Origin of the sequence: Gordonia aichiensis NBRC 108223 (genome assembly GCF_000332975.1) — a bacterium.
In the GTDB taxonomy this organism is placed as follows: Bacteria; Actinomycetota; Actinomycetes; order Mycobacteriales; family Mycobacteriaceae; genus Gordonia; species Gordonia aichiensis.
Map to the genome: position 1 here is coordinate 43,466 of NZ_BANR01000017.1, position 24,246 is coordinate 67,711.

The following is a 24,246-nucleotide window of genomic DNA, read 5'->3' on the forward strand; positions in this document are numbered from 1 at the left end:
GACAGTCGCCGAAAACGATCAGGCGTTGGCGTGCTTGCCGTTCGGCTGCTCCGGGACGGTGACGAGGGGATAGATGCCGTTCTCGTCGTGTACCTCGGTGCCGACGACCGGAGGGTTGAAGACGCACAGCATGCGCATCTCGGTCTCGGCCGTCACCGTGTGGCGATCGTGGTCGTTGAGCAGGTACATCGAGCCTGCGGCGAGAGGATAGGTCTCCCCGGTGTCCCTGTTGAGGAGGGTGCCCTCGCCCTCGACGAGCCAGACCGCCTCGATGTGGTTGGCATAGTGGAAGTCGTTGACGCTCCCGGCCTTGATGGTGGTCTCGTGGAACGAGAAGCCGACGCCGTCGCCGCCGAGGACGATGCGCTTGGACACCCAGTTGCCCTTGGGATCGGCGACCTCGCGGTCGGTGCCGGTGATTTCCTGGGTGGTACGGACGATCATGCGATCACCTCCTCCACGGAATCGACGAGGATGCCGAGTCCGCGGTCAAGTTCTTCGGTGGAAATGTTGAGCGGCGGAAGAAGTTTCACAACCTCATCCGAGGGGCCGGACGTCTCGGCGAGCAATCCGGCGCCGAATGCGCGGGCACACGCCTTGGCGGCGAGTGTCGGCTCGGCGAAGACGAGTCCGCGGACCATACCGCGGCCACGCGTCGACAGACCTTCGTGGCGATCGGAGAGAGCCGAGAAGACCTCGTCGATCTGGCGACCCTTGCGGTAGACGTCGCGGGTGAGCTGGTCGTCGGACCAGAACTCCTCGATGGCCTTCGTCGCGGTGATGAATGCGGGATTGTTGCCGCGGAAGGTGCCATTGTGTTCGCCTGGGGCCCAGACGTCGAGGTCACGACGGATCAAGGTCAGGGCCATGGGCAGGCCGTAACCGCTGATCGACTTCGACATGGTGACGATGTCGGGCTTGATGCCTGCTTCCTCGAACGAGAAGAACTCGCCCGTGCGGCCGCAGCCCATCTGGACGTCGTCGACGATCAGCAGGATGTCGCGACGCTTGCACAGGTCGGCAAGTCCGCGCAGCCACTCGGCACGTGCGACGTTGACGCCGCCCTCGCCCTGCACGGTCTCGACGATGACCGCGGCAGGGGTGTTGAGGCCGCTGCCGGAATCCTCGAGCACGCGCTCGAACCAACTGAAGTCCTCGACCGTGCCGTCGAGGTAGTTGTCGAAGGGCATCGGGGTGGCATGGACCAGCGGGATGCCTGCACCGGCGCGCTTCATGGAATTGCCCGTCACGGACAGCGATCCGAGCGTCATGCCGTGGAAGGCGTTGGTGAAGCTGACGATCGACTCGCGGCCGGTAACCTTACGGGCCAACTTCAGTGCCGACTCGACAGCGTTGGTGCCGGTGGGGCCGGGGAACTGGACCTTGTAGTCGAGTCCACGCGGCGCGAGAATCTTGTTCTGGAAGGTCTCGAGGAACTGACCCTTCGCCACGGTCGCCATGTCGAGGCCGTGGGTGATGCCGTCCGCCGAGATGTATTCGAGGAGAGCCTCTTTGAGGATCGGGTGATTGTGTCCATAGTTCAGTGCACCCGCGCCCGCGAAGAAGTCGAGGTATTCGCGGCCTTCGGTATCGGTGATCCACGAGCCTCGCGCACGGCCGAACACGGTCGGCCAGTTGCGGCAGTAGCTGCGGACCTCGGACTCATTCTGGGTGAACACCGAGTCATCGATGGTGGTTTCGAGAAGTTGCATCCTGCATCCTCCATAGTGGGAAATCTGTGGGCCACAGCTCAGTTCGGCCGCGCGTCGTCGAGAACTGCTGTGGGGACGCGCCGGTGCGCGCCGACTCGCTGACGGACGTCGAAGACCGACGCATGCACTTTCCGCATCAGGGAGCGTGCGGCGCAGTGAGCCGTTTCGTGAGGGCCGGGGCAACGTCGCCACCGGCGGACGGGTTAGGGTTCGCCGACCTTGGGCTCGAGCATGTAGAGATCCTCGGGCTCGTGTGCGTCGGGGAAGTCGTCGACGGCGAAGAGATCACGTCGGACGAAATCCAGGCCGCGATCGCGCGCCACCGATGCGAAGAGGCGTTGTGACGCAACATTGTCGGGACTGATTGTGGTGTGCATGGCCACCACCGAACTGCGCCGAACACGATCGAACAGGTGGTGCAGCATCTTTGCTGCGATCCCATGTCCGCGGAAGTCGTCGTCTACGGCGACCTGCCAGACCATGATCGTCGACGGGTCCGACGGGCGTCGGTACCCGGTGACGAAACCTACTGCGCGGCCGTCGACTTCGGCGACAATCGAGGTGTCGGCGTAGTCGTGGCACCACAGCACATAGGCGTAACTCGAGTTGACGTCGAGAACCTGTGAATCTGAGGCGATTTCCCAGAGTCGGGTTCCGTCGGACACCGTGGGCATCCGATATTCGATCGTCAGGACAGTTGATGGGGCCGTTCTCGTTGAGGAAGGGCTCATAACGTTTAAAAGGTTAACAACGTGTGTCAGCGAAGTCATGCTGCTGCGGAAATCGGACATAGAAAGCACGGTGTCCGCGCAGTTCAACACCGCAATGTGATTGGGGTCACATGCATGCAATTCGCGACCACGTCCTGATGACGAGGTGGGTGCAGGAGACGATGCCGATCAGGGGAAGAATACGTGCAATGACGAGGATTATCGCCGGCGAGTTCGGCGGGCGTCGACTCAAGGTTCCCGACGACGGGACCAGGCCGACGTCCGACCGTGTCCGCGAGGCCGTATTCAGTGTGCTCGGGGCGCGGATCGAGTTCGACGACGCGCGTGTTCTCGATTTGTACGCGGGTTCGGGCGCGCTCGCCATCGAGGCGGTGTCACGCGGCGCGGCGTCGGCCGTCCTGGTGGACAGTCGTAGCCGTGCCACCTCGGTCGTCGCCGCCAACCTGAGGTCGCTCGGCATTGCGGGGCGGACGCGGGTCGTGACGGCACCGGTCGCGTCCTTTCTCTCGGAAGCGGGTGCACGGGATGCGGAGTCGGCAGGCTTCGATCTCGTGTTCTCTGATCCTCCGTACGCCCTCGAGACTGACGAGGTCGAGGCAGACCTGCGACGACTCGCATCCGCGTGGCTCGCCGACGACGCAGTCGTGGTCGTCGAACGGGACGTGCGGTCGACCCCTCCGACGTGGCCGGAGGTGTTCGATGTGATCGTCGAGAAGGTCTACGGGGAGACACGGGTGCAAGTCGGTAGGTTTACGCCATGAGCAGCGCAGTGATTCCCGGCTCCTTCGACCCGTTCACCCGGGGGCACCGATACGTCGTCGAACGTGCGGCGTCCGCGTTCGACGAGATCGTCGTCGTCGTGGTGGTCAACCCCAACAAGCACGGGCTGTTCAGTATCGACGAACGCATAGCGCTCATCGAAGAGGACTGCGCCGACCTGCCCAACGTGCGGGTCGATCGCTGGACCGGCCTGCTCGTCGACTATCTGACCGAACACCGCATCGCAACCCTGGTGAAGGGACTGCGGTCGGGTGTCGATTTCGACTACGAACTCCCGATGGCGCAGATGAACCGTGAGCTCGCCGACGTCGAAACGGTCTTCATGATCACCGATCCGCGTTTCGCGCACGTGTCGAGTTCACTGGTCAAAGAGGTGGCCAAGCTCGGTGGCGACGCGTCGCCCTACCTCTCTCCGCATATACATTCCCGGCTCCTCGCCGTGCTGGCGGGGGAGCGCACGGTCTGACTTTTGGAGCGCTCATCGGCGCCGCTGAGTCGCCACAATGGTCACAGGCGACACGCCCATATCATCCAGCTCCATAATCCCAGCGATCACATTCGGCACAATAGTCACATCAGTTTCAGGTGGGCTCGTGTCATCGCGGCGCGAGGTTCACCGAAAGCAATGGCATGAGCCGGATTGGGGTAGCTGTGTACCGGGTATTTGAAGCTCTCGACGAACTCGTGGCCATCGTCGAAGAGGCGCGAAGCGTTCCCATGACCGCCGGGTGCGTCGTACCGCGTGGTGATGTGCTTGAACTCCTCGACGACATCAAGGACTCGATCCCCGGCGAACTCGACGACGCCCAGGACGTGCTCGACCAGCGCGAGAACATGCTCGGCGACGCCGCCGATCACGCCGATAAGGTCGTGACCACCGCCGAGTCGGAATCCGACGCGATGCTCGCGCACGCCCGCGCCGAGGCCGACCGCATCCTCGCCGATGCCAAGGCGCAGGCGGATCGGATGGTCGACGAGGCCAGCACGCACGGCAAGAACCTGCTCGACGAGGCGACGTCCGAAGCCCACCGGCTCTCGACGAGCGCTGCACGTGAATTCGATGCGGTGACGGGGCGCGCACGCGCCGAGGCGCAGCGGACCATCGACTCCGCGAACAACACCTACGACAAGTCCGTGGCGGACGGTATCGCCGAGCAGCAGCGACTGGTGTCGGAGACCGAGGTCGTCGCGGCAGCCAAGTCCGAGGCCGAGCGGATCATCGACGCCGCGCACGCCGAGGCCGACCGTCTGCGCGGTGACTGCGACGTGTACGTCGACGAGAAGCTCGCCGAGTTCGAGGAAGTCCTCACCGGGACCCTCCGTTCGGTCAACCGTGGGCGGCACCAGTTGCGCACCGGCGCGGGCATGCACGACTACGTCGAATACCCGCGGAGCGTCGACGATGCGGGTGCTCGCCGGATGAGCGCTGAGCAGGCACGACCCGGTTCGGGCGACCTGCACGACACCAGCTCGCCACTCGCGGTCTGACTGGCGCGTCGGGTCGTTCGATGAATGGCCTGCCCGAGCGTATGGTGCACATGTGGCCGAGAATGCAGTGACTCAAGGTGCGCAGGCGCAGCGCGATCCCTTCGTCCTCGACATCCGCTCGATGGGCAGACGACCGGGGACGATGGAAGAGGTGCATCGCACGGTCGTCGCACCTGAGCGGATCGGCGTCGAGATGATCGCCATTCCCGCGGGATCCGACGTCGACCTCGACCTTCGTCTCGAGTCTGTGTCCGAGGGTGTGCTGGTCACCGGCACGGTCTCCGGTGAGACCGAGGGGCAGTGCGTGCGCTGTCTTGAACCCGTCGACGGGACCGTCACTGTGTTCCTGACAGAGTTGTACGCCTATCCCGACAGCGAGACCGAACAGACGACCGATTCCGAAGACGTCCACCGGATCGTCGACGATCGAATCGACCTCGAGCAGGCCGTGATCGACGCTGTCGCGCTCGAACTGCCGATGTCTCCGCTGTGCAGTGAGGACTGTGCAGGCCTGTGTAGCGAATGCGGCGTGCGGTTGGCCGTCGCCGAACCCGGGTCACTCGCACGAGACATCGACCCGCGGTGGGCCGGTCTCGCCGACAAGTTCGGCTCGCTGGAGCAGGGGGCGAAGGATTCAGGCCGAGGCGAACGGGGTTCGGCGTGAGCGGTGTCGACGACGCGGCGTCGCCTGCACCCCACCACGGCAAGCATGAAGCCCGCACGACCGGGAGCGTCGAGAAAGAGGGCGTCGGGTCGTTGCTCGCCGCACTCGGCACACCCATTTCTGATGAACTACTCACCCTCGCGTTGACCCACCGGTCCTACGCCTACGAGAACGGTGGGTTGCCGACCAACGAGCGCCTGGAGTTCCTCGGCGATTCGGTGCTCGGCGTCGTGATCACCGAGCGGTTGTATCTGCGGTACCCGGATCGTCCCGAGGGTGAGCTCGCGAAGATCCGGGCCAGCGTCGTCAACATGCATGCGCTGGCCGACGTCGCGCGGGGACTAGGGGAGGGCGGCCTGGGGCGCCACCTCTATCTCGGGCGCGGCGAAGAGCTGACCGGTGGCCGTGACAAGGATTCGATCCTGGCTGACGGGCTCGAATCACTTTTCGGCGCAATGTATCTCGATCATGGCCTTGAGACCTCGCAGCGCATCATCCTCGACCTCTTCGATGAGATCCTCGAGCGCGCGGGTGAGCTCGGCGCCGGTCTCGACTGGAAGACGTCGCTGCAGGAGCTTGCGGCCGAACGCGGCTACGGGCCGCCTCAGTACCAGATCAGCTCCACAGGCCCCGACCACAGCAAGGAGTTCACCGCGCGTGCGGTGATCGCAGGGGAAGAACTTGGCGAGGGTATCGGGCGCACCAAGAAGGAAGCCGAGCAGAAGGCAGCATCTCTGGCATGGCAGGCGCTCACCGAGCGCGGCGCTGCGAACGATGCCTGAGCTTCCCGAAGTCGAAACCGTTCGTGCAGGTCTCGAGAAGCACGTCGTCGGGCGCACCATCACCGACGTCGAGGTGTTGCACCCGCGAGCGGTTCGCAGGCACGTCGGCGACGCTCCCGATCTCATCGGAAGGCTCAGGGGCGCAACGATTCTCGCCGCTCGTCGACGAGGCAAGTACTTGTGGCTCGACGTCGCGGCGCCGCAGGGCGATGACCGGTTCGCGCTCGTCGTCCACCTGGGCATGAGCGGGCAGATGCTTGTGGCACGGGTCGGCGCACCCGATCACACCCATCTTCGGGTACGGGCGACACTCGATGACGGCAATGAGCTGCGGTTCGTCGACCAGCGAACCTTCGGCGGCTGGCATCTCGACGACTATGTCGACGCAGGTGTCGAGCTACCCGGCGATTCCGGAGCACTGCCCCGCTCGATCGCACACATTGCGCCCGATCCGTTTGATCCCGCATTCGACCGTGACGACGTGGTGCGTCGGATGCGCGGCAAGCACACCGAGGTCAAACGGGCGCTTCTCGACCAGTCGCTGATCTCGGGTGTCGGCAACATCTACGCCGATGAGGCGCTGTGGAGGGCTCGGCTCAACGGAACCCGTGTGACCGACGGAATCTCGAAGGCGAAACTCGCCGAATTGCTCGACGCGGCGACCGAGGTGATGAGCGATGCGTTGGCGGTGGGCGGCACGTCGTTCGACGCGCTGTACGTCAACGTCAACGGGCAGTCGGGGTACTTCGAACGATCGTTGAACGCCTACGGGCGCGCGGGGCAACCCTGCCGACGCTGCGGGACGCCGATGCGACGCGAGGAGTTCATGAACCGCTCGAGCTTCTACTGCCCGGTCTGTCAGCGCAAACGCTAGCCACCTGTCGACCTGGCGCCTGTCGTCACCGGCTCGCCGGCCGCCGCGCGACCGATGCCGCGAAACGCTCAATGGTGTCCGACCATTCGGTGGGCTCGTCGATCGTGAAAGCGCAGTCGAGGTGGCTGAGAACGAACAGAAGCCAGTGCCAGTCCTCGCACCAGAGTGTCACGCGGGTTCGGCCCTCGCCGGTCGCCTCGACCTCCATGGACTGATAGGCCAGCGCGGCGACGACGTCATCGACCGACGCCTCGACAGTCACGACGGCTTGTCGGCTAGAGCGCGTCACCCCGACCTTGACGAGGTCGAGTGCTGCGCCCTCGGGCATCGGGCGTGGGGTAAACGTCGCGGTGCGCAGCACGAGAGTGTCGATTCGGTCTGTGCGGAAGACTCGCCAGGCGTCCTTGTCGACATCCCACGCGACGAGATACCACCGCAGGAGGTGGTGGACCTGACGATGCGGTTCGACGCGGCGGTGGGCGACCCGATCGGCTCGCCGGTAGTCGAACTCCAGTTCGCGATGCTGGTGAATGGCCGTGGCGATGCGGGTGATGTCGGCGATGTCGACAACCGGTGAGTGGAACGCCTCGGCCTCGACGCTGGCTCGTATCGCAGTGGCGCTCGCCGCCAATCGGATCGGCAAGAGGTGATCCAGCTTTCCATATGCCCTGGTCATCGCTTCGCCGATCGTGCCAGGGCCACCCGGATCGGTGCTCGCGCTCGCCGCCAGTGCGAGCATGATCGCAACGACTTCGTCGTCGTCGAACATCAGTGGGGGAATCGCTCGCCCCGCGGTGAGGCCGTAGCGTCCGCCAGGTCCTGGCGCAGCGTCGACCGGGTAGCCGTAGTGGCGCAGGCGATCGATATCGCGGCGAACGGTGCGCTCGCTGACCCCGAGCCGGGTGACGAGTTCGGCGCCGGTGAACTGCCGCTTGGTCTGCAACAAGCTGAGGAGATCCAGCATTCTTCTGGTCACATCCGCCATGTCGTCACGATGGCACACATCGCGGTCAGAATCCGGCCGGATCTGCTCATAGTGTCGACACCGTGAGCCAGCAGACGATTCGGATTCGCGACGCCGTGACCAACAACCTCGACCATCTCGACGTCGACATCCCCCGTGGCCGACTGGTCGTCTTCGTTGGTGTGTCCGGATCGGGGAAGTCCTCGCTGGTGTTCGACACCATTGCTGCGCAGGCGGGTGCCGAACTGAACGAAACCTATCCTCCGTTCACCCGCAATCGGCTACCGAAGTGGACGCGACCGGATGTCGGCACCATCTCCGGTCTCTCGCCGGTCATCGTCATCGACCAGCGACGTCTCGGTGGCAACGCGCGCTCGACGGTAGGCACGATCACCGATGCGTGGACCTACCTACGGCTACTCTTCTCCCGACTGAGCGAGCCGTATGTGGGTGAGTCGTCGGCGTTTTCGTTCAACGATCCCGGCGGAATGTGCCCGGGCTGCTCGGGGCTGGGACGGGTCGTGGCGCCCGATGTCGAGCGATTCGTCGATCGGGACCGCAGTCTGCGGGAGGGGGCCATCCGTCTGCCGGGGTTCGGTCGCGGACAGTACTGGTACCGGAAATACGCCGAGATCGGTGTCTTCGACGTCGACACGCCGCTGACGCAGTGGCCTCAGGCGCACATCGATGCGCTTCTCCGCGGTGGCGACGCAGCGCCAGCGCTCGACACCTCGCTGCCCAAGGACTATGAGGGCATCGTCGACCGCTTCGAACGCATCTACCTGCGCACCTCCGATGCGCTCTCGGAACGCAAAAAGAAGACGATCGCCGAGTTCACACACTCGGCAACGTGCCCCGACTGCCACGGCGAGCGCCTCACCGAAGCCGCCCGCACCGCGACCGTCCACGGCCGCACGATCGGCGAGATGTCGCGCATGGAGGTCGCCGCGCTGCGAGAGACCGTCACCGCCATCGACTCGCCGGAAGTGAAAAACGTCGTCGCCGCTCTGGTCGAACGGCTGGAAGCGATGGACACGATCGGTCTCGGATACCTCCACCTCGCCCGGCCGACCGGCTCCCTCTCCGGAGGCGAATCCCAACGCATCAAAGCCGTGAAGCATCTGGGCTCGAGCCTGATCGAGATGTTGTACGTCTTCGACGAGCCGACCGACGGCCTTCATCCCGCCGACGTCGACGCCATGGTGGAACTCCTGTGCCGACTCCGCGACCGCGGGAACACCGTCCTCGTCGTCGAACACGATCCGGCCGTGATGGAACGCGCGGACGAGATCATCGAGATCGGCCCCGGCCCCGGCGGCGCGGGCGGACGACTGGTCTTTCAGGGGCGATTCGACGGGTTGGTGCGCTCCGACGGCCCGACCGGTCGTGCCCTCAACACGGAGAGGGCTGCGAAGGTGACGCCCAGGCAACCGGCGGGGTGGGTCACCGTCGCGAATGCGAGGACGAACAACCTCGATAACGTCACTGTCGAGGTGCCACTCGGTGTGCTGACCGTTCTCACCGGAGTCGCCGGATCGGGGAAGTCGAGCCTCGCCGTCGACCTCGTCGCGCAGCAGGGTGCGATCACCATCGATCAAAAGCCGGTGTCGGGCAATCGCCGGTCATCGCCGATCACCTACACCCAGATCGCCCAGCCGTTGCGGAAGTACTTCGCGCGGCGCACCGGCGCGCCCGAAGGATTGTTCAGCGCGAACTCCGACGGTGGTTGCCCGGTATGCGCGGGGCTCGGCATCATCTACACCGACCTCGCGTTCATGGACGGGCAGGAGACGACGTGTCCAGCGTGTTCGGGGACGAAGTTCACCGACGAGGCACGTGCCCATACCGTCGACGGCGTGTCCATCGCCGACGTCGAGCAGTTGACCATCACACAGGCGATCACGCGGTTCGATGAGCCCGCCATCCGGTCCCGACTCGTTCACCTCGACCGGGTCGGGCTGGGCTATCTCAGGCTCGGGCAGCCACTCAACACGCTCTCCGGCGGTGAGGCGCAGCGCGTGAAGATCGCCAAGGAACTGCGGGAGGCCACCCAACCGAGTATCTACCTACTCGACGAGCCGACGACAGGGCTCCATCTCGGAGATGTCGCACGCCTCCTCTCGGTGCTCGACGATCTCATCGACGACGGGCACACGGTCGTTGTCATCGAGCACAACCTCGCGGTGATCCGTGTGGCCGACTGGCTCATAGATCTGGGTCCCGGGCCTGGCCGACACGGCGGAAAGGTGGTCTACGCTGGCGTGGTCGATGGAGTCGGCGACACCGCAACAGGGCGTGCGCTACTACAAGGAAATACGGACGGGGCGCGGCGCCGTTGAGCTTGACGGAAGTGGACCTGAGCTGACGACCGATGCGAGGCGACCGTGTGCGGCGCGTCGTCGATCACAAGTGTGAAGGGAGTCATCGCGAGATGACCAGTGAGAATTCGACCGTGCCCGCGGCAGCAACGGGTTCGCAGGAACCCGACGCCGGCGCGCACACCGAGTTGTGGGTGCAGCGAACCGGCACGCGCCGCTACACCGGTAAGAGTTCGCGTGGGGCTGAGGTCCTGATCGGCTCGCAGGACGTCGACGGCGTGTTCACACCCGGTGAGTTGTTGAAGATCGCGCTGGCGGCGTGCACGGGTATGTCGTCGGATCGGCCGCTGTCGCGTCGTCTCGGTGACGACTACGACGCGACGATCCACGTATCGGGCGATGCCGATCGCGAGAACGAGGTGTACCCGAGCCTACGCGAGGTGCTCGACGTCGATCTGTCGGAGCTCGATCCGGCTGCCGCCGAGCGGTTGCTGGTCGTCGTGTCGCGTGCGATCGACTCGGTGTGTACCGTTGGCCGGACCCTCAAGGCAGGTACAGAGGTCGAACTCGTCATCGAGAGCGAGTGAGTCCTCGATGACAGACTCCGGCGCGGCGGTTCGGATGACGGCGCACGTCCACGGGCAGGTGCAGGGCGTCGGGTTCCGTTGGTGGACTCGGTCGCGGGCCCTGGAGTTGGGGCTGGTCGGTTCGGCGACGAACCTCGCCGACGGTCGGGTACAGGTGGTGGCCGAGGGACCGGATTCGCAGGTCCACGCGCTACTCGACCAACTCCGCTCCGGCGACACACCCGGCCGTGTCGACCTCGTCGTCGAACGTTTCGACTCCGCGCGCGGTGACCTGCAGGGTTTCGTCGAACGCTGAATTGTCTGGAGGTGGCGTCACCGGTTGTGCGAACCGCACTGCGGTGATGGGTAGGCTTTACGGTCGTGCACCTGAAAAGCCTGACCCTGAAGGGCTTCAAGTCCTTCGCGTCGGCCACGACGCTGCGATTCGAGCCCGGCATCACCTGCGTGGTGGGCCCTAACGGCTCGGGTAAGTCGAATGTGGTCGACGCACTCACGTGGGTCATGGGTGAGCAGGGTGCCAAGGCGCTGCGCGGCGGAAAGATGGAAGACGTCATCTTCGCCGGAACGTCCGGCCGACCACCCCTCGGACGCGCCGAGGTGACGTTGACCATCGACAACTCCGACGGTGCGTTGCCGATCGAGTACTCCGAGGTCTCGATCACCCGCCGCATGTTCCGCGACGGCGCAGGCGAATACGAGATCAACGGCAGCTCCTGCCGTTTGATGGACGTGCAGGAACTGCTGTCGGATTCCGGTATCGGCCGCGAGATGCACGTCATCGTCGGGCAGGGTCGCCTGGCCGCCATCCTGGAATCGCGTCCCGAGGATCGTCGCGCCTTCATCGAGGAGGCCGCAGGCGTCCTCAAGCACCGCAAGCGCAAAGAGAAGGCCGTTCGCAAGCTCGACTCCATGCAGGCGAACCTGGCCCGCCTGACCGATCTCACCGCAGAATTGCGGCGTCAACTCAAACCGCTCGGACGTCAGGCCGAGGTCGCCCGGCGAGCCCAGACGGTGCAGGCCGACCTCCGTGACGCGCGACTGCGCCTGGCCGCCGACGACCTCGTCACGCGTCGTGCAGAGATGGCCGAGCACACCGCAGTCGAGGAGGAGATCCGACGCCGCTCCGACGAGGTGACCGCAGAACTCGACGCCGTCAACGCCGAGGTCGCTGAGCACACCGATCATCTGGCCCAGGTGACTCCCGCGGCTGCTGCCGCCAGCCAGGCGTGGTTTCGGCTCTCGGCGCTCGCCGAGCGCGTCGACGCGACGAACCGTGTCGCGACCGAACGCAGTCGGTATCTCGCTGAGCCGACGGTCACCTCGAATGGTCCGGACCCGGATCAACTCGAGCGACAGGCCGAGGAAGCCGCGCTGACCGAAGCCGAAATGGCCGAGGCGGTGTCGCTGGCCGCGGAATCACTCGAGGTGGCCAAGCTCGAACTCGAGGAGTACGAGCGCGTGGCCGCAGACGCCGAGCGTGCTCATATGGCCGCAGTGCGTGCTGTTGCCGACCGGCGCGAGGGGCTCGCCCGGCTCGAAGGGCAGGTCGAGAGCCTGCAAACCAAGGCAGACGGGGTCGACGCGGAGGCCGCACGTCTCACCGCGGCGATAGCTGCTGCGGCTGAACGTGCGGAAACTGCCGCGCAGCAACAGGATTCGGCTGCTGAGTCCCTCGGTCAGATGGAGGCGTCCGAAAAGGGTCTCGACGAGCACCACGAGCGGTGTGTTGCCGCGCTGAATCTGTCGAACGAGCGGGTCGCGTCGCTACAGGCTGCCGAACGCGAAGCGGAGCAGAAGATCGCATCGCTGAGTGCGCGGATCGAGGCGCTCTCGGTCGGTCTGGAACGCAACGACGGTGGTGCCTGGCTGCTCGAGAACGCGCCCGACGGGCTGGCTGGTCAGGTTGCGGAGTTGGTCGACGTCGAAGCAGGCTTCGAGACGGCGATCGCAGGCGCGCTGGGGCCTGCAGCCGATGCCCTCGCGACCGTCGACGCGCAGGCAGCCGTGCGGGCGTTGGAGGCGTTGAAGAACGGCGACGGGGGCCGGGCAGCACTGCTGCTCGGCGGGCTCGACCGCGTCTCGTCGCGCCCCGACCTCACACTTCCCGATGGTGCTGTCTGGGCGGTCTCTGTGGTCACCGCCCCGACGCAGATCGCGGGTGCGGTCGACCATCTACTCGGCGACGTCGTCGTGGTCGACGATGCCGAGCAGGGCGTCGACCTCGCCGTTCGCCACGGCGTGCGCTGCGTCACCCGTGCCGGTGATCGGATCGGCCCGGCGTCCGTCGAGGGCGGGTCGTCTCGCCGGCCGTCGACGCTGGAGGTCACCTCGGCCATTGATGCCGCAACAGAAGATCTGGCCGCAGCAAGGCGGACCACTGAGGAAACCGAGGCAGCACTCGAGGGCGCGCTGACCGAGCAACGCGCGCGTCGCGAGGCGGCAGAGGAGGCGCTGGCCGCCCTGCACGAGTCGGATGCTGCCGTGGGAGCTGCTTACGAGCAACTCGCCCGACTGGGGCAGGAGGTGCGTGCCGCGCAGTCGGAGGCCGAGAGGCTCACACGTCAGCGCGATCGCGCCGAGGACGGCCGCGGCGAGATGCTCGCCACCCTTGCCGAGCTCCGGGAACGTCTGCGCCTGGCGCGCGACGAATCGACGACCGAACCGACAGACGCCGGGGGAGACGGAGACGAACGGTCGGCCGCAGCTGCAGCGGTGGCGGGTGCGCGGTCGAGCGAGATGGAAGCGCGGCTGGCGCTGCGCACGGCAGAGGAGCGCCTCGCGTCGGTGCGCGGACGGGCCGACTCCCTGCGCCGGGCCGCACAGCGTGAACGCGATGCCCGAGAACGGGCGCGTCGCCAAGACGAGGCGCGACGAGTCGCCGCGCGCGTTGCCTCGGAGGTCGCCGACGCCGCCACCGCCGTGTCGGAGCGTCTGGTTGGTGCTGTAGCGACGGCGCAGGAGGGGCGCGACGAACTCGAGCAGATCAAGGCCTCACGCACCGAAACCCTCGAGGCATTGAAGACCAGGGCCGCTGCGCTGACCGACCAACTCAACGCATTGCGTGACTCGGTACATCGGGACGAGGTGGCCCGAGCCCAATCGGCCCTGCGCATCCAACAACTCGAAGAGCAGGTGCTCGAGAACTTCGCGATGTCGCCGGAGGACCTGATCGCCGAGTACGGCCCGGACGTCCCGATGCCGCCGTCGGCGCTCGAGATGGCCGAGTATGAGCAGGCCAAGGAGCGCGGAGAGAGTGTCGTGGCGCCCGCGCCGCTACCGTACGACCGTGCGACGCAGGAGGCTCGCGCGAAGAAGGCACAGAAGGACCTCAACACCCTCGGCAAGGTGAATCCCCTCGCGCTCGAGGAGTTCGCGGCGCTCGAAGAGCGTTACAGCTTCTTGTCGGCGCAGCTCGAAGACGTCAAGGCCGCGCGGAAGGACCTCCTCGACGTGGTCGAGGATGTCGACGCTCGCATCCTGCAGGTCTTCACCGAGGCGTACGCCGATGTCGAACGCGAGTTCTCCCAAGTGTTTTCGACGCTGTTCCCCGGTGGAGAGGGGCGACTCGTGCTCACCGAGCCGGGTGACATGCTGACCACGGGTGTTGAGGTGGAGGCGCGCCCACCCGGGAAGAAGGTCAAGCGGTTGTCGCTGCTGTCGGGCGGGGAGAAATCATTGACCGCGGTGGCTATGCTCGTCGCGATCTTCCGTGCGCGACCCTCTCCGTTCTATGTGATGGATGAGGTCGAGGCGGCTCTCGATGACACCAACCTGCGCCGTCTGATCACCCTGTTCGAGCAGTTGCGCGAACGCTCGCAGCTCATCGTGATCACCCACCAGAAGCCGACCATGGAAGTCGCCGACGCCTTGTATGGCGTGAGCATGCGCGGGGACGGCATCACGACCGTGATCTCGCAGCGTCTCCGCGGACAGAACGTCGCGGTCTCGGCGACGACGGCACCGGGTCGCGGGGACGGCACAGGCAACAACCACGAGGCGGCCATCGGTGTGAGGGAAGCCGACGTTCAGGAAGCCGACGTTCAGGAAGCCGAGGTTCAGAATGCCGACAGTGCGACAACATAGACATCGACAACGGTAGAGATAGGCAACGGTAGAGATAGGCAATGCCCTTTCGCTGAACGGCGAGGGAGCACGACGGACAACGCAGCCCGAGATATGCGGGAAGAACTGGAGAAGCAGTGAACACCGGAATCATCATCGGAATAGTCATCGCGGTCGTCGTCATCGTCGCGTTGATCATCGCGGGTCTCGTCCTTGCGCGCCGTCGACGGATTTCTCTGCACGACGACAGCCAGACGCAGGTCGTCGACGGATCGAAGCCGCAGGTCGATCGCTCGGGCGGCTACAAGGCGTCGTCGGGCTTCAGTTTCAGCCAGGGTGGGGCGGCGTCGGGCACCGCCGTGGCACAACCACCCGAGCCGCCGGTCGCTCCCACCGAGCGGACTGAGGTCGACGGTCAACCCGGCGTCGGTGACGACGCGTCGGTTCCCCGTGATTCAGAGCGTCGCGGCATCACCAACGTCACGCTGCCGGACACCGCCGACAGTGACACCGGCGCCACCGACAGCGACACCGCCGACAGCGACACCGCCGACAGCGACACCGGCACCGCCGACACCGCAGCCAGTGCCACGGACACCATTGCCGCTGACACCGACAGCGGTACCGCAGCGACCGCCGACACCGCAGCAGATAGCGATACCGCGACGTCGGAGCCCGCTACCTCCGAGGAGTCCGCGCTCACGAGCGACACCCTGCCCATCGACGACGCGACCGACCCGTCACTCACCACACCGCTGTTCGAAGAGATCGTCGAGTCGGTCGGGGAGAGCCCTGACGAGATCATCGAAGAGATCGGCGAGATCGAGGACGAGGACTCCTCATCGACGACCGACACGCCCCAGTCCGCGGCGGCCCCCTCGACAGCTGAGCTTTCCGCGGAGGCGGCCACCACGGCGCCGCCGCGTGACGAGATCGAGCCGACCGCCGGCCGACTCGGTCGGCTGCGCGGGCGTCTGTCCCGGTCTCAGGGGGCGATCGGCAAGAGCATGCTCGGACTGCTCGGCGCGGGCGACCTCGACGAGGACAGCTGGGAGGAGATCGAGGACACGCTGGTGATGGCCGACCTCGGGTCGGCGACGACGGAGGCTGTCATCGATCGACTGCGGACCGAACTGGCAACCAACCCGGTGCGCAGCGCCGACGAGGCACGCGCACTGCTGCGCAAGGTGCTCATCGAGCAGCTGCATCCCGAGTTCGATCGGTCGATCCGCGCACTGCCGCACGCCGACAAGCCGGCGGTCGTGCTCGTCGTCGGAGTCAACGGCACGGGCAAGACCACCACGACGGGCAAGCTGGCACGCGTGCTGGTCGCCGACGGTCGTCGTGTGCTTCTCGGCGCGGCCGACACGTTCCGCGCAGCCGCAGCAGACCAACTCCAGACGTGGGGCGAGCGCGTCGGCGCCGACATCGTGCGTGGCAAGGAGCAGGCCGACCCGGCGGCCGTCGCATTCGACGCCGTCGCTCGGGGCATCGACGAGGGAGTCGACGTCGTACTCATCGACACGGCGGGCCGGCTGCACACCAAGACCGGTCTGATGGATGAGCTCGGCAAGGTCAAACGCGTCGTGGAGAAGAAGGCTCCGGTCGACGAGGTGATTCTCGTGCTCGACGCGACGGTCGGCCAGAACGGGCTGAACCAGGCGAAGGTCTTCGCCGACGTCGTCGACATCACCGGTGTCGCACTGACGAAACTCGACGGGACCGCCAAGGGCGGAATCGTGTTCAACGTCCAAGAGGTGCTCGGCGTACCGGTCAAGCTCGTCGGTCTCGGCGAGGGGGCCGACGATCTCGCGCCGTTCGATCCGGATGCATTCATCGATGCTCTGCTGTGATCGACTCCCGATGTGATCGGCGTGATTGCTGAGAAGAGTTCTCGGATTCACCTGTCGGTTTACCTCCGCGACATATGAATCGGGCTTTGGTTCACACGGTCGAAACACGGGAGCACCACAGCTGAAACCACTTGCGGACAGAGTCTTTGCAGGCGCCGAGCCGTCGGCGCGCTCTGAGGAGGTTTTCTACAGTGGTCTCTGCACTACCGGATAGTGTTTTCGGAGAGCCTGACGCCGGCAATACAGCATGGATGCTGGCGAGTGCGTCGATGGTTCTTCTGATGACTCCAGCGCTGGCCTTCTTCTACGGGGGTTTGTCTCGGGGTAAAGCAGTTCTGAACATGATGATGATGTCGTTCGGCTCTGTCGCGACGGTCAGCATCGTCTACGTTCTCTGGGGATTCTCGGAGTCGTTCGGCAACACCGTCACCGGTGACTCCGACATCTGGGGAGTCTTCTCGAATCCGTTCTCGCTGTTCGGCTCTGATCAGCTGATGAACACGGCCGGCACCGAAGACAAGCCCACTTACGTGCTGTGGACGGGCGTCGACACCCATCTGCCCGCCATCGTTTTCCTTGCGTTCCAGCTCACCTTCGCCGTGATCACCGTGGCCCTGATCTCCGGTGCTGTGGCCGAGCGCGTGAAGTTCTCCACGTGGCTGGTGTTCTCGGTGCTGTGGTCGACCATCGTGTACTTCCCGCTGTCCCACATGGTGTGGGGTGGCGGTCTGATGTCGAACGCCGAAAAGGGTTTCGCCTCATGGATGTTCGGCACCAACTCGGACGGTACCGCCAACGTCGCGCCGATCGACTTCGCCGGTGGCACGGTCGTCCACATCAACGCCGGTATGGCGGGCCTGGTGCTCGCGCTGATCGTCGGCACCCGTGTCGGTTTCGGCAAGACCGCCTACCGTCCGCACAACATTCCGTTCGTGATGCTCGGTGCCGCCCTGCTGTGGTTCGGCTGGTTCGGCTTCAACGCAGGTTCCGAACTCGCCGCCGACATGACCGCGGGCAAGGTCTGGGTCAACACCACCGCCGCGACTGCGGCCGCGATGGTCGGCTGGCTCGCCGTCGAGTGGGTGCGTGACAAGCATCCGACCAGCGTCGGTGCGGCATCGGGCATCGTGGCGGGTCTTGTAGCCATCACCCCCGCCTGTGGTGCGCTGACCCCCGTCGGCTCGCTCATCCTCGGTGTGATCGCCGGTATTCTCGCGGCTCTCGCGATCGGACTGAAAAACAAGTTCGGCTACGACGATTCGCTTGACGTCGTCGGCGTGCACCTCGTCGCGGGACTGTGGGGAACGGTCGGTATCGGCTTCCTCGCCAAGGACACCGGCCTCTTCTGGGGTGGCGACTACAAGCAGCTCGTCGTGCAGATCGTGATCGCCGCGTTCGCGCTCGCGTTCACCGGTGTGCTCACCACCATCATCGCCCTGGTTCTGAAGCCGCTCGGCTGGCGAATCAAGCCCGACGAGGAGAAGAGCGGTATCGATGAGGCCGAACACGCCGAGACCGCGTACGAACTGGCATGAATCCCCGGTCATTCACTACTACGCTTGATTCCTGTGGAGAGGGATAACTAATGAAGCTCATCACCGCAATCGTGAAACCGTTCACGCTTGAGGACGTCAAAGCCGGCCTCGAGCAGGCCGGGATTCTCGGAATGACCGTCAGCGAGGTACAGGGTTACGGCCGTCAGAAGGGCCACACCGAGGTGTATCGAGGTGCCGAATACTCGGTCGACTTCGTACCCAAGGTGCGAGTAGAGGTCGTCGTGGACGACGCAGCTGTTGACAAGGTTGTCGATGTCATCGTGGAGGCCGCGCGAACCGGCAAGATCGGTGACGGAAAGGTGTGGGTCTCCCCGGTTGAATCGGTCGTTCGCGTCCGAACCGGCGAGCGCGGCGCCGACGCGCTGTAGGCGAGGCCCGTTGCCATTCGTCAACTCCGACCGTGGCCCTGCGTCCGACGATTCGTCGGGTGCGGGGCCACGGCACGGCATGGGACCGGGCGGTGGTCCTCTCGCAGCCACCGACCTGGCACGTACTCGCAAGCAACTCACAGAGGCGACCGGTGTCGGTCGACTCGACGCCGCAGGCTTGCGGCAGGTCCTCGTGGATCTGCACGAATTCTGGTTGACCAGCAAAGCGGCAGAACTCGGGATCAAGCCCCACAGCGGTCTCGCGATCGTTGCGGTCGGCGGGCTGGGTCGCGGTGAGATGCTCCCGCATTCGGATCTCGATCTGATCCTGCTGCACGACGATCTCGCCGTCGAGCGGCTTTCGGATGTCGCCGACGGACTCTGGTATCCACTGTGGGACGCCAATATTCCGCTTGATCACAGCGTGCGCACCGTTCCGCAGGCGCTGCAGGTCGCCGCCGAGGACGTGACCGCTGCGCTCGGTCTTCTCGAGGCGCGGCACATCGTCGGCGACGAAGACCTGTCGTCGTTGTTGATCGGCGGCGTACGCCAGCAATGGCGCACCGATATCAGGCACCGCTTTCCCGAGGTGGTCGAGCACGCCCAGGACCGGTGGCGTCGTGCAGGCGACATCGCGCACCGCGCAGAACCAGACCTGAAGAACGGCCGCGGGGGCCTGCGAGACGTGCAACTACTGGGTGCTCTGGCGATCGCGCAGCTCACCGACGGCATGGGTGGCCTGCGCCCCGATTCGCCGAGTGCCGGGCCGCAGATGGCCTATCACCGATTGTTGGACATCCGTACCGAACTGCATCGGATTGCCGGGCGTCCTCGCGAGCAGGTGCGTGCACAGGATGCCGACGAGATGGGTGCGTCGCTACGGATCGGTGACCGCTTCGACCTGGCTCGTGTCATCAGTGACTCCGCGCGCACGATCAGCTACTCGATCGACGTCGGCCTACGCACGGCGGGCAACGCGCTGCCGCGACGCGGCCTGTCGAAGCTGCGACGGTCACCCATTCGACGTCCGCTCGACGAGGGCGTGGTGGAGCACAACGGCGAAATCGTACTGGCGCGCAACGCGATTCCGAGCAAGGATCCGGGTCTCATCCTGCGCGTGGCCTCTGCGTCGGCACGGACCGGGCTGCCGATCAGTGCGTCGACGCTGTCGCGACTCGCCGACTACGCACCCGAACTGCGCGAGCCATGGCCGGCAGAAGCGCTGAGCGACCTGCTGGTGCTCCTCGGGTCCGGGCATCACATGATCGATCCCATCGAAGCTCTCGATCGCACCGGGTTGTGGGGCAGGCTCCTGCCCGAATGGGGAGCGGTCCGCGACCTCCCGCCCCGAGACGCGGTGCATACGTGGACGGTCGACCGGCATCTTGTCGAGACCGCCGCGTACGCGAGTTCGATGACCACGCGCGTGTCGCGTCCGGATCTGCTTGTGCTCGGGGCCCTCATCCACGATCTGGGCAAAGGGCGGGGGGCCGATCACAGCATCGTTGGTGCCGAGCTCGCCGTGCAGGTGGGCAACAGGTTCGGCCTCTGGCCCCAAGATGTCGACCTGCTGTCGGATCTGGTGCGCCATCACCTGCTGCTGCCGTCGATCGCGACTCGACGTGACCTCGACGATCCTGCGACGGCGGCGGAGGTCGCCGACACCTTGGGTCACGACCGGGTGTTGTTGGAATTGCTTGCGGCACTTACCGAAGCGGACTCCCGCGCCACCGGGCCCGGTGTGTGGGGTGAGTGGAAGGCGTCGCTGATCAATGATCTCGTTCGACGCACGATGCGGTTGATCGACGGCGAGGCGCCCGAGGCGCCTGAACCGCTCAGCGCCCAGACGCGTGCGCTCGCCGAGAGCGGCGACTTCGCGGTCAGCCTCACGCCGGGCGAGCGCCCCCATACCTTCACCGTGGTGATGGTCGCTCCCGATGCTCCCGGCCTGCTCTCGAAGATGGCAGGAGTCGTGGCGCTGAATGGACTCCGGTCGCATTCGGCGACCGTCCAGGGTGTCGAGACGTCAGATGGGGGACACCGGGCGGTCAACACCTTCGTCGTCGTTCCGACCTTCGGTTCGCCCCCGGAAGCCGGTCTGCTACGCCAGCAGCTGATAGCAGCGGTGGAAGGCAAGATCAACGTCATCGAGCGACTCGATGCGCGCGAGCGCAGTTCACCGATCCCGACGATCGGTTCGGTGAACGCGGCGCCGGGAACCGCTGCCGCGGCCGCGGCCGGCAGTACCGACCCAGCGGTCGACGGCGCCGGGCACCCGAAGAATGCCGTGCCCGCACTGTTCGCCATCGCACCGCCACGGGTTCTCTGGGCTCCGGCGCCGTCGGATGACGAGGTGCTGATGGAGTTGCGCACAGACGATCGTCTGGGGCTGCTGAGCCGGGTCAGCGCCGTCATCGAACAGCACGGCGCAGACGTTCGCTGGGCTAAGGTGACGACGCTCGGCCCGACCGTCGTCGACACTTTCTGTCTGCGCTTGGCCGACGACACCCCACAGGCAAGGACCGCGTTGGCCGACGCGGTGATCGCCGCATGTCCACCGCCTCAGCCGCGATCGGACGAGAGCAAGGGCGACGGTGCAGCGGGCACAACCGGCTCTGGACGCTCGGGCGTGCCGATCAGTTGACGGACGGGTTCGCTCGCAGCCGGTCGAGGGGTTGAACAAGAGACGTACCGCTGCGGCGGGCATACGCGGGGTCATGGGACACTGGAGCAATGTTCGACTCCCTCTCCGATCGCTTGACCGGTGCACTGAAGGATTTGCGCGGCAAGGGACGCCTGTCCGACGCCGACATCGACCGCACGGCACGTGAGATCCGTCTGGCATTGCTCGAGGCCGACGTGTCGTTGCCCGTGGTGCGGGCCTTCATCGCCCGGATCAAGGAGCGCGCCAAGGGTGCAGAGGTCTCGCAGGCACTCAACCCAGCCCAACAGGTCGTCAAGATCGTCAACGAGGAGCTCGTCGGCATCCTCGGCGGCGAGACCCGGCGCGTGCAGTTCGCCAAGAACCCGCCGACGGTCATCATGCTCGCCGGTCTGCAGGGTGCAGGTAAAACAACCCTGGCCGGCAAGCTCGGCCACTGGCTCGCACAGCAGGGGCACACGCCGCTGCTCGTCGCCTGCGACCTCCAGCGTCCCGGGGCCGTCTCGCAGCTGCAGATCGTCGGCGAGCGTGCAGGCGTTCCGGTCTTCGCTCCCGATCCCGGGACCAGCATCGGACAGTCCGGCGATCTCGGCACGGTCAGCCACGGCGATCCCGTTGCCGTTGCGCGGGCCGGTGTCGCCGAAGCCCGTGATCATCACTACGACGTCGTCGTGATCGACACCGCTGGTCGTCTCGGCATCGACGAAGAGCTGATGGGGCAGGCCTCCGACATCCGCGAGGCCACGCAACCCGACGAGGTGCTCTTCGTCGTCGACGCGATGATCGGTCAGGACGCGGTTGCCACCGCGGAAGCATTCCAGAGTGGCGTCGGATTCACCGGCGTGGTGCTCACCAAGCTCGACGGCGATGCGCGGGGCGGTGCCGCGCTGTCGGTGCGCGAGGTGACCGGACAGCCGATCATGTTCGCGTCGTCGGGTGAGAAGCTCGAGGACTTCGACGTCTTCCATCCCGACCGCATGGCGAGTCGCATCCTCGGCATGGGCGATGTGCTCAGCCTGATCGAGCAGGCAGAGCAGCATTGGGACGCCCAGCAGGCCGAGGCCGCAGCGCAGAAGATCAGTCAGGGCGAGCTGACGCTCGAAGACTTCCTCGAGCAGATGCAGATGCTGCGCAGGATGGGGCCGATCGGCAACATCCTCGGCATGCTGCCGGGCGCCAACCAGATGAAAGACGCGCTCTCGCAGGTCGACGACAAGCAACTCGACCGCGTGCAGGCGATCATCCGGGGCATGACGCCGGCCGAGCGCGAGAATCCGAAGATCATCAACGCGTCGCGGCGTCTGCGTATCGCCAACGGCTCGGGTGTCACGGTCAGTGAGGTCAATCAGCTCGTCGACCGGTTCTTCGACGCCCGCAAGATGATGGCCCAGATGTCGGGGCGCATGGGTATGGGCGGCGGCTCTCGCAAGACCAACCGTAAGAAGGGCAAGGGCAAGAAGGGCAAGGCCAAGGGACGCGGACCGACTCCACCGAAGGTTCGTGGCGGCTTCCCCGGCATGCCCGGCGGGTTTCCCGACCTCTCGGGGATGCCGGCAGGGCTCGACGAACTCCCGCCGGGTCTCGAGGGCATCGACATCTCGCAGTTCCAGCAGCCCAAGAAGAAGTAGCGTTCCATGACCGGCTCCGAGTCGTCCTCGACCGCACGTCACTTTCGCGGTCGTGATCCGCTGTCTGACGAGCCCATCGAGTTGTGGGTGGTGGGGGACAGGATCTCTCGGGTTCCGGTCGCAGGCGCGACGACCGTCGTCACCGACGGATGGATCGTTCCGGGACTTGTCGATGCCCACAATCACGTGGGGATCGCGCCTGGTCTCGGCGTCACCATCGAGCAGGCCCGCGCATTCGCCCAGGCCGATGCCCGCGCCGGTGCGCTGCTGATCCGCGAGGTCGGCTCGCCGCTCGACACCCATCCACTGGATGGGGACGCCGGGCCGCAGTTCATCCGGTCCGGCAAACACATCGCGCGTACGAAGCGATACCTGCGCGGGTACGGCGTCGAACTCGACGATCCCGACGATCTTTCCGCCGAGGTTGCCCGTCAGGCGGCGGCAGGCGATGGCTGGGTGAAGCTCGTCGGTGACTGGATCGACCGCGAGGTCGGCGACCTCGCGCCGCTGTGGAACCGATCCCAGCTCGAGGGAGCGGTCGCGGCGGCGCACGGCGCGGGGGCTCGTATCACTGCGCACGTATTCGGCAGCGACGCGCTCGATGACCTCATCGCGGCAGGCGTCGACTGCATCGAACACGGCACCGGCCTGCACAGCGATCAGATCGATGCGCTCGTCGCGAACTCGATTGCCCTGGTGCCCACCATGATTCAGGTCGACAATTTTCCCGAGATCGCGGCGGGCGCCGACAAGTACCCGACGTATGCCGCCCACATGCGCAAGCTGCACGCCGCTGCTCCGGACACGTTTGCCGCAGCACGGGAGGCTGGCGTGGCGATGTACGCGGGCACGGACGCGGGTGGGTTCATCGAGCACGGACGGATCGTCGACGAGATCGAACGGCTCGCCGGTATCGGTTTCGGCGCCGGGGGCGCGCTCGCGGCTGCGACCACGGAGCCGCGACGCTGGCTCGGCACCGGCATTCTCGACGACGGCGACCGTGCCGACTTTCTCGTTCTCGACGACGATCCGCGGGCCGACCTGTCAACACTGCGACGGCCCCGCGCCGTTGTGTGCGCCGGTGAGTTCGTGAGCTGAGCCGCCGGGCGTCGAAATGTGAGGCATGACACCTTCGGACGCGTGGTTTACGTTGTTACCCCCTAGTAGGGTGGCATTCACGTTGCATTGAGGAGCGTAGACGGTCTAGTCCGAGGCTG

The 24,246-nt window shown here is 65.8% G+C and carries 20 protein-coding genes; 16 read left to right on the forward strand and 4 right to left on the reverse strand.

Annotated features, from left to right (window positions below):
* Window positions 1-18: 18 nt before the first annotated feature.
* The 3 genes from GOACH_RS15490 to ectA all read right to left on the reverse strand — a co-directional run bounded on the left by GOACH_RS15490 (window position 19) and on the right by ectA (window position 2,443).
* The gene (locus tag GOACH_RS15490) at window positions 19-444 is read right to left on the reverse strand and encodes an ectoine synthase (RefSeq protein ID WP_005176598.1); all 426 of its coding nucleotides are present in this window, start codon (window positions 442-444) and stop codon (window positions 19-21) included.
* Complete coding sequence (gene ectB, locus GOACH_RS15495) at window positions 441-1,712, reverse strand: diaminobutyrate--2-oxoglutarate transaminase (protein WP_005176601.1); 1,272 nt, start codon at window positions 1,710-1,712, stop codon at window positions 441-443. Before ectB ends, GOACH_RS15490 begins: the two co-directional genes overlap by 4 nt.
* Before the next feature lie 203 nt (window positions 1,713-1,915).
* The gene (gene ectA / locus GOACH_RS15500; protein WP_040518910.1) at window positions 1,916-2,443 is read right to left on the reverse strand and encodes a diaminobutyrate acetyltransferase; all 528 of its coding nucleotides are present in this window, start codon (window positions 2,441-2,443) and stop codon (window positions 1,916-1,918) included.
* Between the two features lie 188 nt (window positions 2,444-2,631).
* On the opposite strand from ectA, the gene rsmD reads away from it, so the two are divergent.
* From rsmD to mutM, 6 genes are all read left to right on the forward strand, one after another.
* Window positions 2,632-3,204, forward strand: a complete 573-nt coding sequence (gene rsmD / locus GOACH_RS15505; RefSeq protein ID WP_005176605.1) for a 16S rRNA (guanine(966)-N(2))-methyltransferase RsmD — start codon at window positions 2,632-2,634, stop codon at window positions 3,202-3,204.
* Complete coding sequence (coaD, locus tag GOACH_RS15510; RefSeq protein WP_005176617.1) at window positions 3,201-3,689, forward strand: pantetheine-phosphate adenylyltransferase; 489 nt, start codon at window positions 3,201-3,203, stop codon at window positions 3,687-3,689. The genes rsmD and coaD overlap by 4 nt, the downstream gene beginning before the upstream one ends.
* 185 nt (window positions 3,690-3,874) lie before the next feature.
* Window positions 3,875-4,711: a DivIVA domain-containing protein gene (locus GOACH_RS15515; RefSeq protein WP_373279101.1), complete on the forward strand. Its 837-nt coding sequence runs from the start codon at window positions 3,875-3,877 to the stop codon at window positions 4,709-4,711.
* Between the two features lie 52 nt (window positions 4,712-4,763).
* Window positions 4,764-5,375, forward strand: coding sequence for a YceD family protein (locus GOACH_RS15520; protein WP_005176624.1), 612 nt, complete (start codon window positions 4,764-4,766; stop codon window positions 5,373-5,375).
* Window positions 5,372-6,157 (forward strand): ribonuclease III, encoded by a 786-nt coding sequence (gene rnc, locus GOACH_RS15525; protein ID WP_005176627.1) that lies wholly within the window; start codon window positions 5,372-5,374, stop codon window positions 6,155-6,157. The genes GOACH_RS15520 and rnc overlap by 4 nt, the downstream gene beginning before the upstream one ends.
* A complete protein-coding gene (gene mutM / locus GOACH_RS15530) occupies window positions 6,150-7,031 on the forward strand; it encodes a bifunctional DNA-formamidopyrimidine glycosylase/DNA-(apurinic or apyrimidinic site) lyase (protein WP_005176629.1) in 882 nt (293 codons plus the stop codon). The genes rnc and mutM overlap by 8 nt, the downstream gene beginning before the upstream one ends.
* 25 nt (window positions 7,032-7,056) lie before the next feature.
* Here mutM and GOACH_RS15535 read toward each other — a convergent pair whose 3' ends face one another.
* Entirely contained in the window at window positions 7,057-8,016 is a 960-nt protein-coding gene (locus tag GOACH_RS15535; protein WP_005176632.1) for a helix-turn-helix transcriptional regulator, read from the reverse strand.
* A 62-nt stretch (window positions 8,017-8,078) separates the two neighbouring features.
* Here GOACH_RS15535 and GOACH_RS15540 point away from each other — a divergent pair, with 62 nt between their 5' ends.
* From GOACH_RS15540 to GOACH_RS15585, 10 genes are all read left to right on the forward strand, one after another.
* On the forward strand, window positions 8,079-10,334 hold the full coding sequence (locus GOACH_RS15540) for an ATP-binding cassette domain-containing protein (protein WP_005176634.1): 2,256 nt from the start codon (window positions 8,079-8,081) through the stop codon (window positions 10,332-10,334).
* Window positions 10,335-10,426: 92 nt separating this feature from the next.
* Window positions 10,427-10,900 (forward strand): OsmC family protein, encoded by a 474-nt coding sequence (locus tag GOACH_RS15545; protein ID WP_040518941.1) that lies wholly within the window; start codon window positions 10,427-10,429, stop codon window positions 10,898-10,900.
* 7 nt (window positions 10,901-10,907) lie between these two features.
* The gene (locus tag GOACH_RS15550; RefSeq protein ID WP_245551916.1) at window positions 10,908-11,195 is read left to right on the forward strand and encodes an acylphosphatase; all 288 of its coding nucleotides are present in this window, start codon (window positions 10,908-10,910) and stop codon (window positions 11,193-11,195) included.
* A 65-nt stretch (window positions 11,196-11,260) separates the two neighbouring features.
* Window positions 11,261-14,983: a chromosome segregation protein SMC gene (gene smc / locus GOACH_RS15555; RefSeq protein ID WP_005176641.1), complete on the forward strand. Its 3,723-nt coding sequence runs from the start codon at window positions 11,261-11,263 to the stop codon at window positions 14,981-14,983.
* 116 nt (window positions 14,984-15,099) lie between these two features.
* The gene (ftsY, locus tag GOACH_RS15560) at window positions 15,100-16,815 is read left to right on the forward strand and encodes a signal recognition particle-docking protein FtsY (RefSeq protein WP_005176643.1); all 1,716 of its coding nucleotides are present in this window, start codon (window positions 15,100-15,102) and stop codon (window positions 16,813-16,815) included.
* 191 nt (window positions 16,816-17,006) lie between these two features.
* Window positions 17,007-18,350, forward strand: a complete 1,344-nt coding sequence (locus GOACH_RS15565) for an ammonium transporter (RefSeq protein ID WP_005176645.1) — start codon at window positions 17,007-17,009, stop codon at window positions 18,348-18,350.
* 50 nt (window positions 18,351-18,400) lie between these two features.
* The gene (locus GOACH_RS15570; RefSeq protein ID WP_005176661.1) at window positions 18,401-18,739 is read left to right on the forward strand and encodes a P-II family nitrogen regulator; all 339 of its coding nucleotides are present in this window, start codon (window positions 18,401-18,403) and stop codon (window positions 18,737-18,739) included.
* 10 nt (window positions 18,740-18,749) lie between these two features.
* Window positions 18,750-21,383: a [protein-PII] uridylyltransferase gene (locus tag GOACH_RS15575; protein ID WP_005176663.1), complete on the forward strand. Its 2,634-nt coding sequence runs from the start codon at window positions 18,750-18,752 to the stop codon at window positions 21,381-21,383.
* Between the two features lie 89 nt (window positions 21,384-21,472).
* Window positions 21,473-23,029, forward strand: a complete 1,557-nt coding sequence (gene ffh / locus GOACH_RS15580; protein ID WP_005176664.1) for a signal recognition particle protein — start codon at window positions 21,473-21,475, stop codon at window positions 23,027-23,029.
* Between the two features lie 6 nt (window positions 23,030-23,035).
* Window positions 23,036-24,127, forward strand: a complete 1,092-nt coding sequence (locus tag GOACH_RS15585; RefSeq protein ID WP_005176665.1) for an amidohydrolase family protein — start codon at window positions 23,036-23,038, stop codon at window positions 24,125-24,127.
* The last annotated feature ends 119 nt before the right edge of the window (window positions 24,128-24,246 follow it).

Coding starts and splice junctions, on each gene's coding strand:
- coaD (WP_005176617.1), top strand. CDS start 3,201: ATGAGCAGCGCAGTGATTCCCGGCTCCTTCGACCCGTTCACCCGGGGG.
- GOACH_RS15570 (WP_005176661.1), top strand. CDS start 18,401: ATGAAGCTCATCACCGCAATCGTGAAACCGTTCACGCTTGAGGACGTC.
- mutM (WP_005176629.1), top strand. CDS start 6,150: ATGCCTGAGCTTCCCGAAGTCGAAACCGTTCGTGCAGGTCTCGAGAAG.
- rsmD (WP_005176605.1), top strand. CDS start 2,632: ATGACGAGGATTATCGCCGGCGAGTTCGGCGGGCGTCGACTCAAGGTT.
- GOACH_RS15550 (WP_245551916.1), top strand. CDS start 10,908: ATGACAGACTCCGGCGCGGCGGTTCGGATGACGGCGCACGTCCACGGG.
- ectB (WP_005176601.1), bottom strand. CDS start 1,712: ATGCAACTTCTCGAAACCACCATCGATGACTCGGTGTTCACCCAGAAT.
- GOACH_RS15490 (WP_005176598.1), bottom strand. CDS start 444: ATGATCGTCCGTACCACCCAGGAAATCACCGGCACCGACCGCGAGGTC.
- GOACH_RS15535 (WP_005176632.1), bottom strand. CDS start 8,016: ATGGCGGATGTGACCAGAAGAATGCTGGATCTCCTCAGCTTGTTGCAG.
- GOACH_RS15545 (WP_040518941.1), top strand. CDS start 10,427: ATGACCAGTGAGAATTCGACCGTGCCCGCGGCAGCAACGGGTTCGCAG.
- GOACH_RS15585 (WP_005176665.1), top strand. CDS start 23,036: ATGACCGGCTCCGAGTCGTCCTCGACCGCACGTCACTTTCGCGGTCGT.
- ffh (WP_005176664.1), top strand. CDS start 21,473: ATGTTCGACTCCCTCTCCGATCGCTTGACCGGTGCACTGAAGGATTTG.
- ectA (WP_040518910.1), bottom strand. CDS start 2,443: ATGAGCCCTTCCTCAACGAGAACGGCCCCATCAACTGTCCTGACGATC.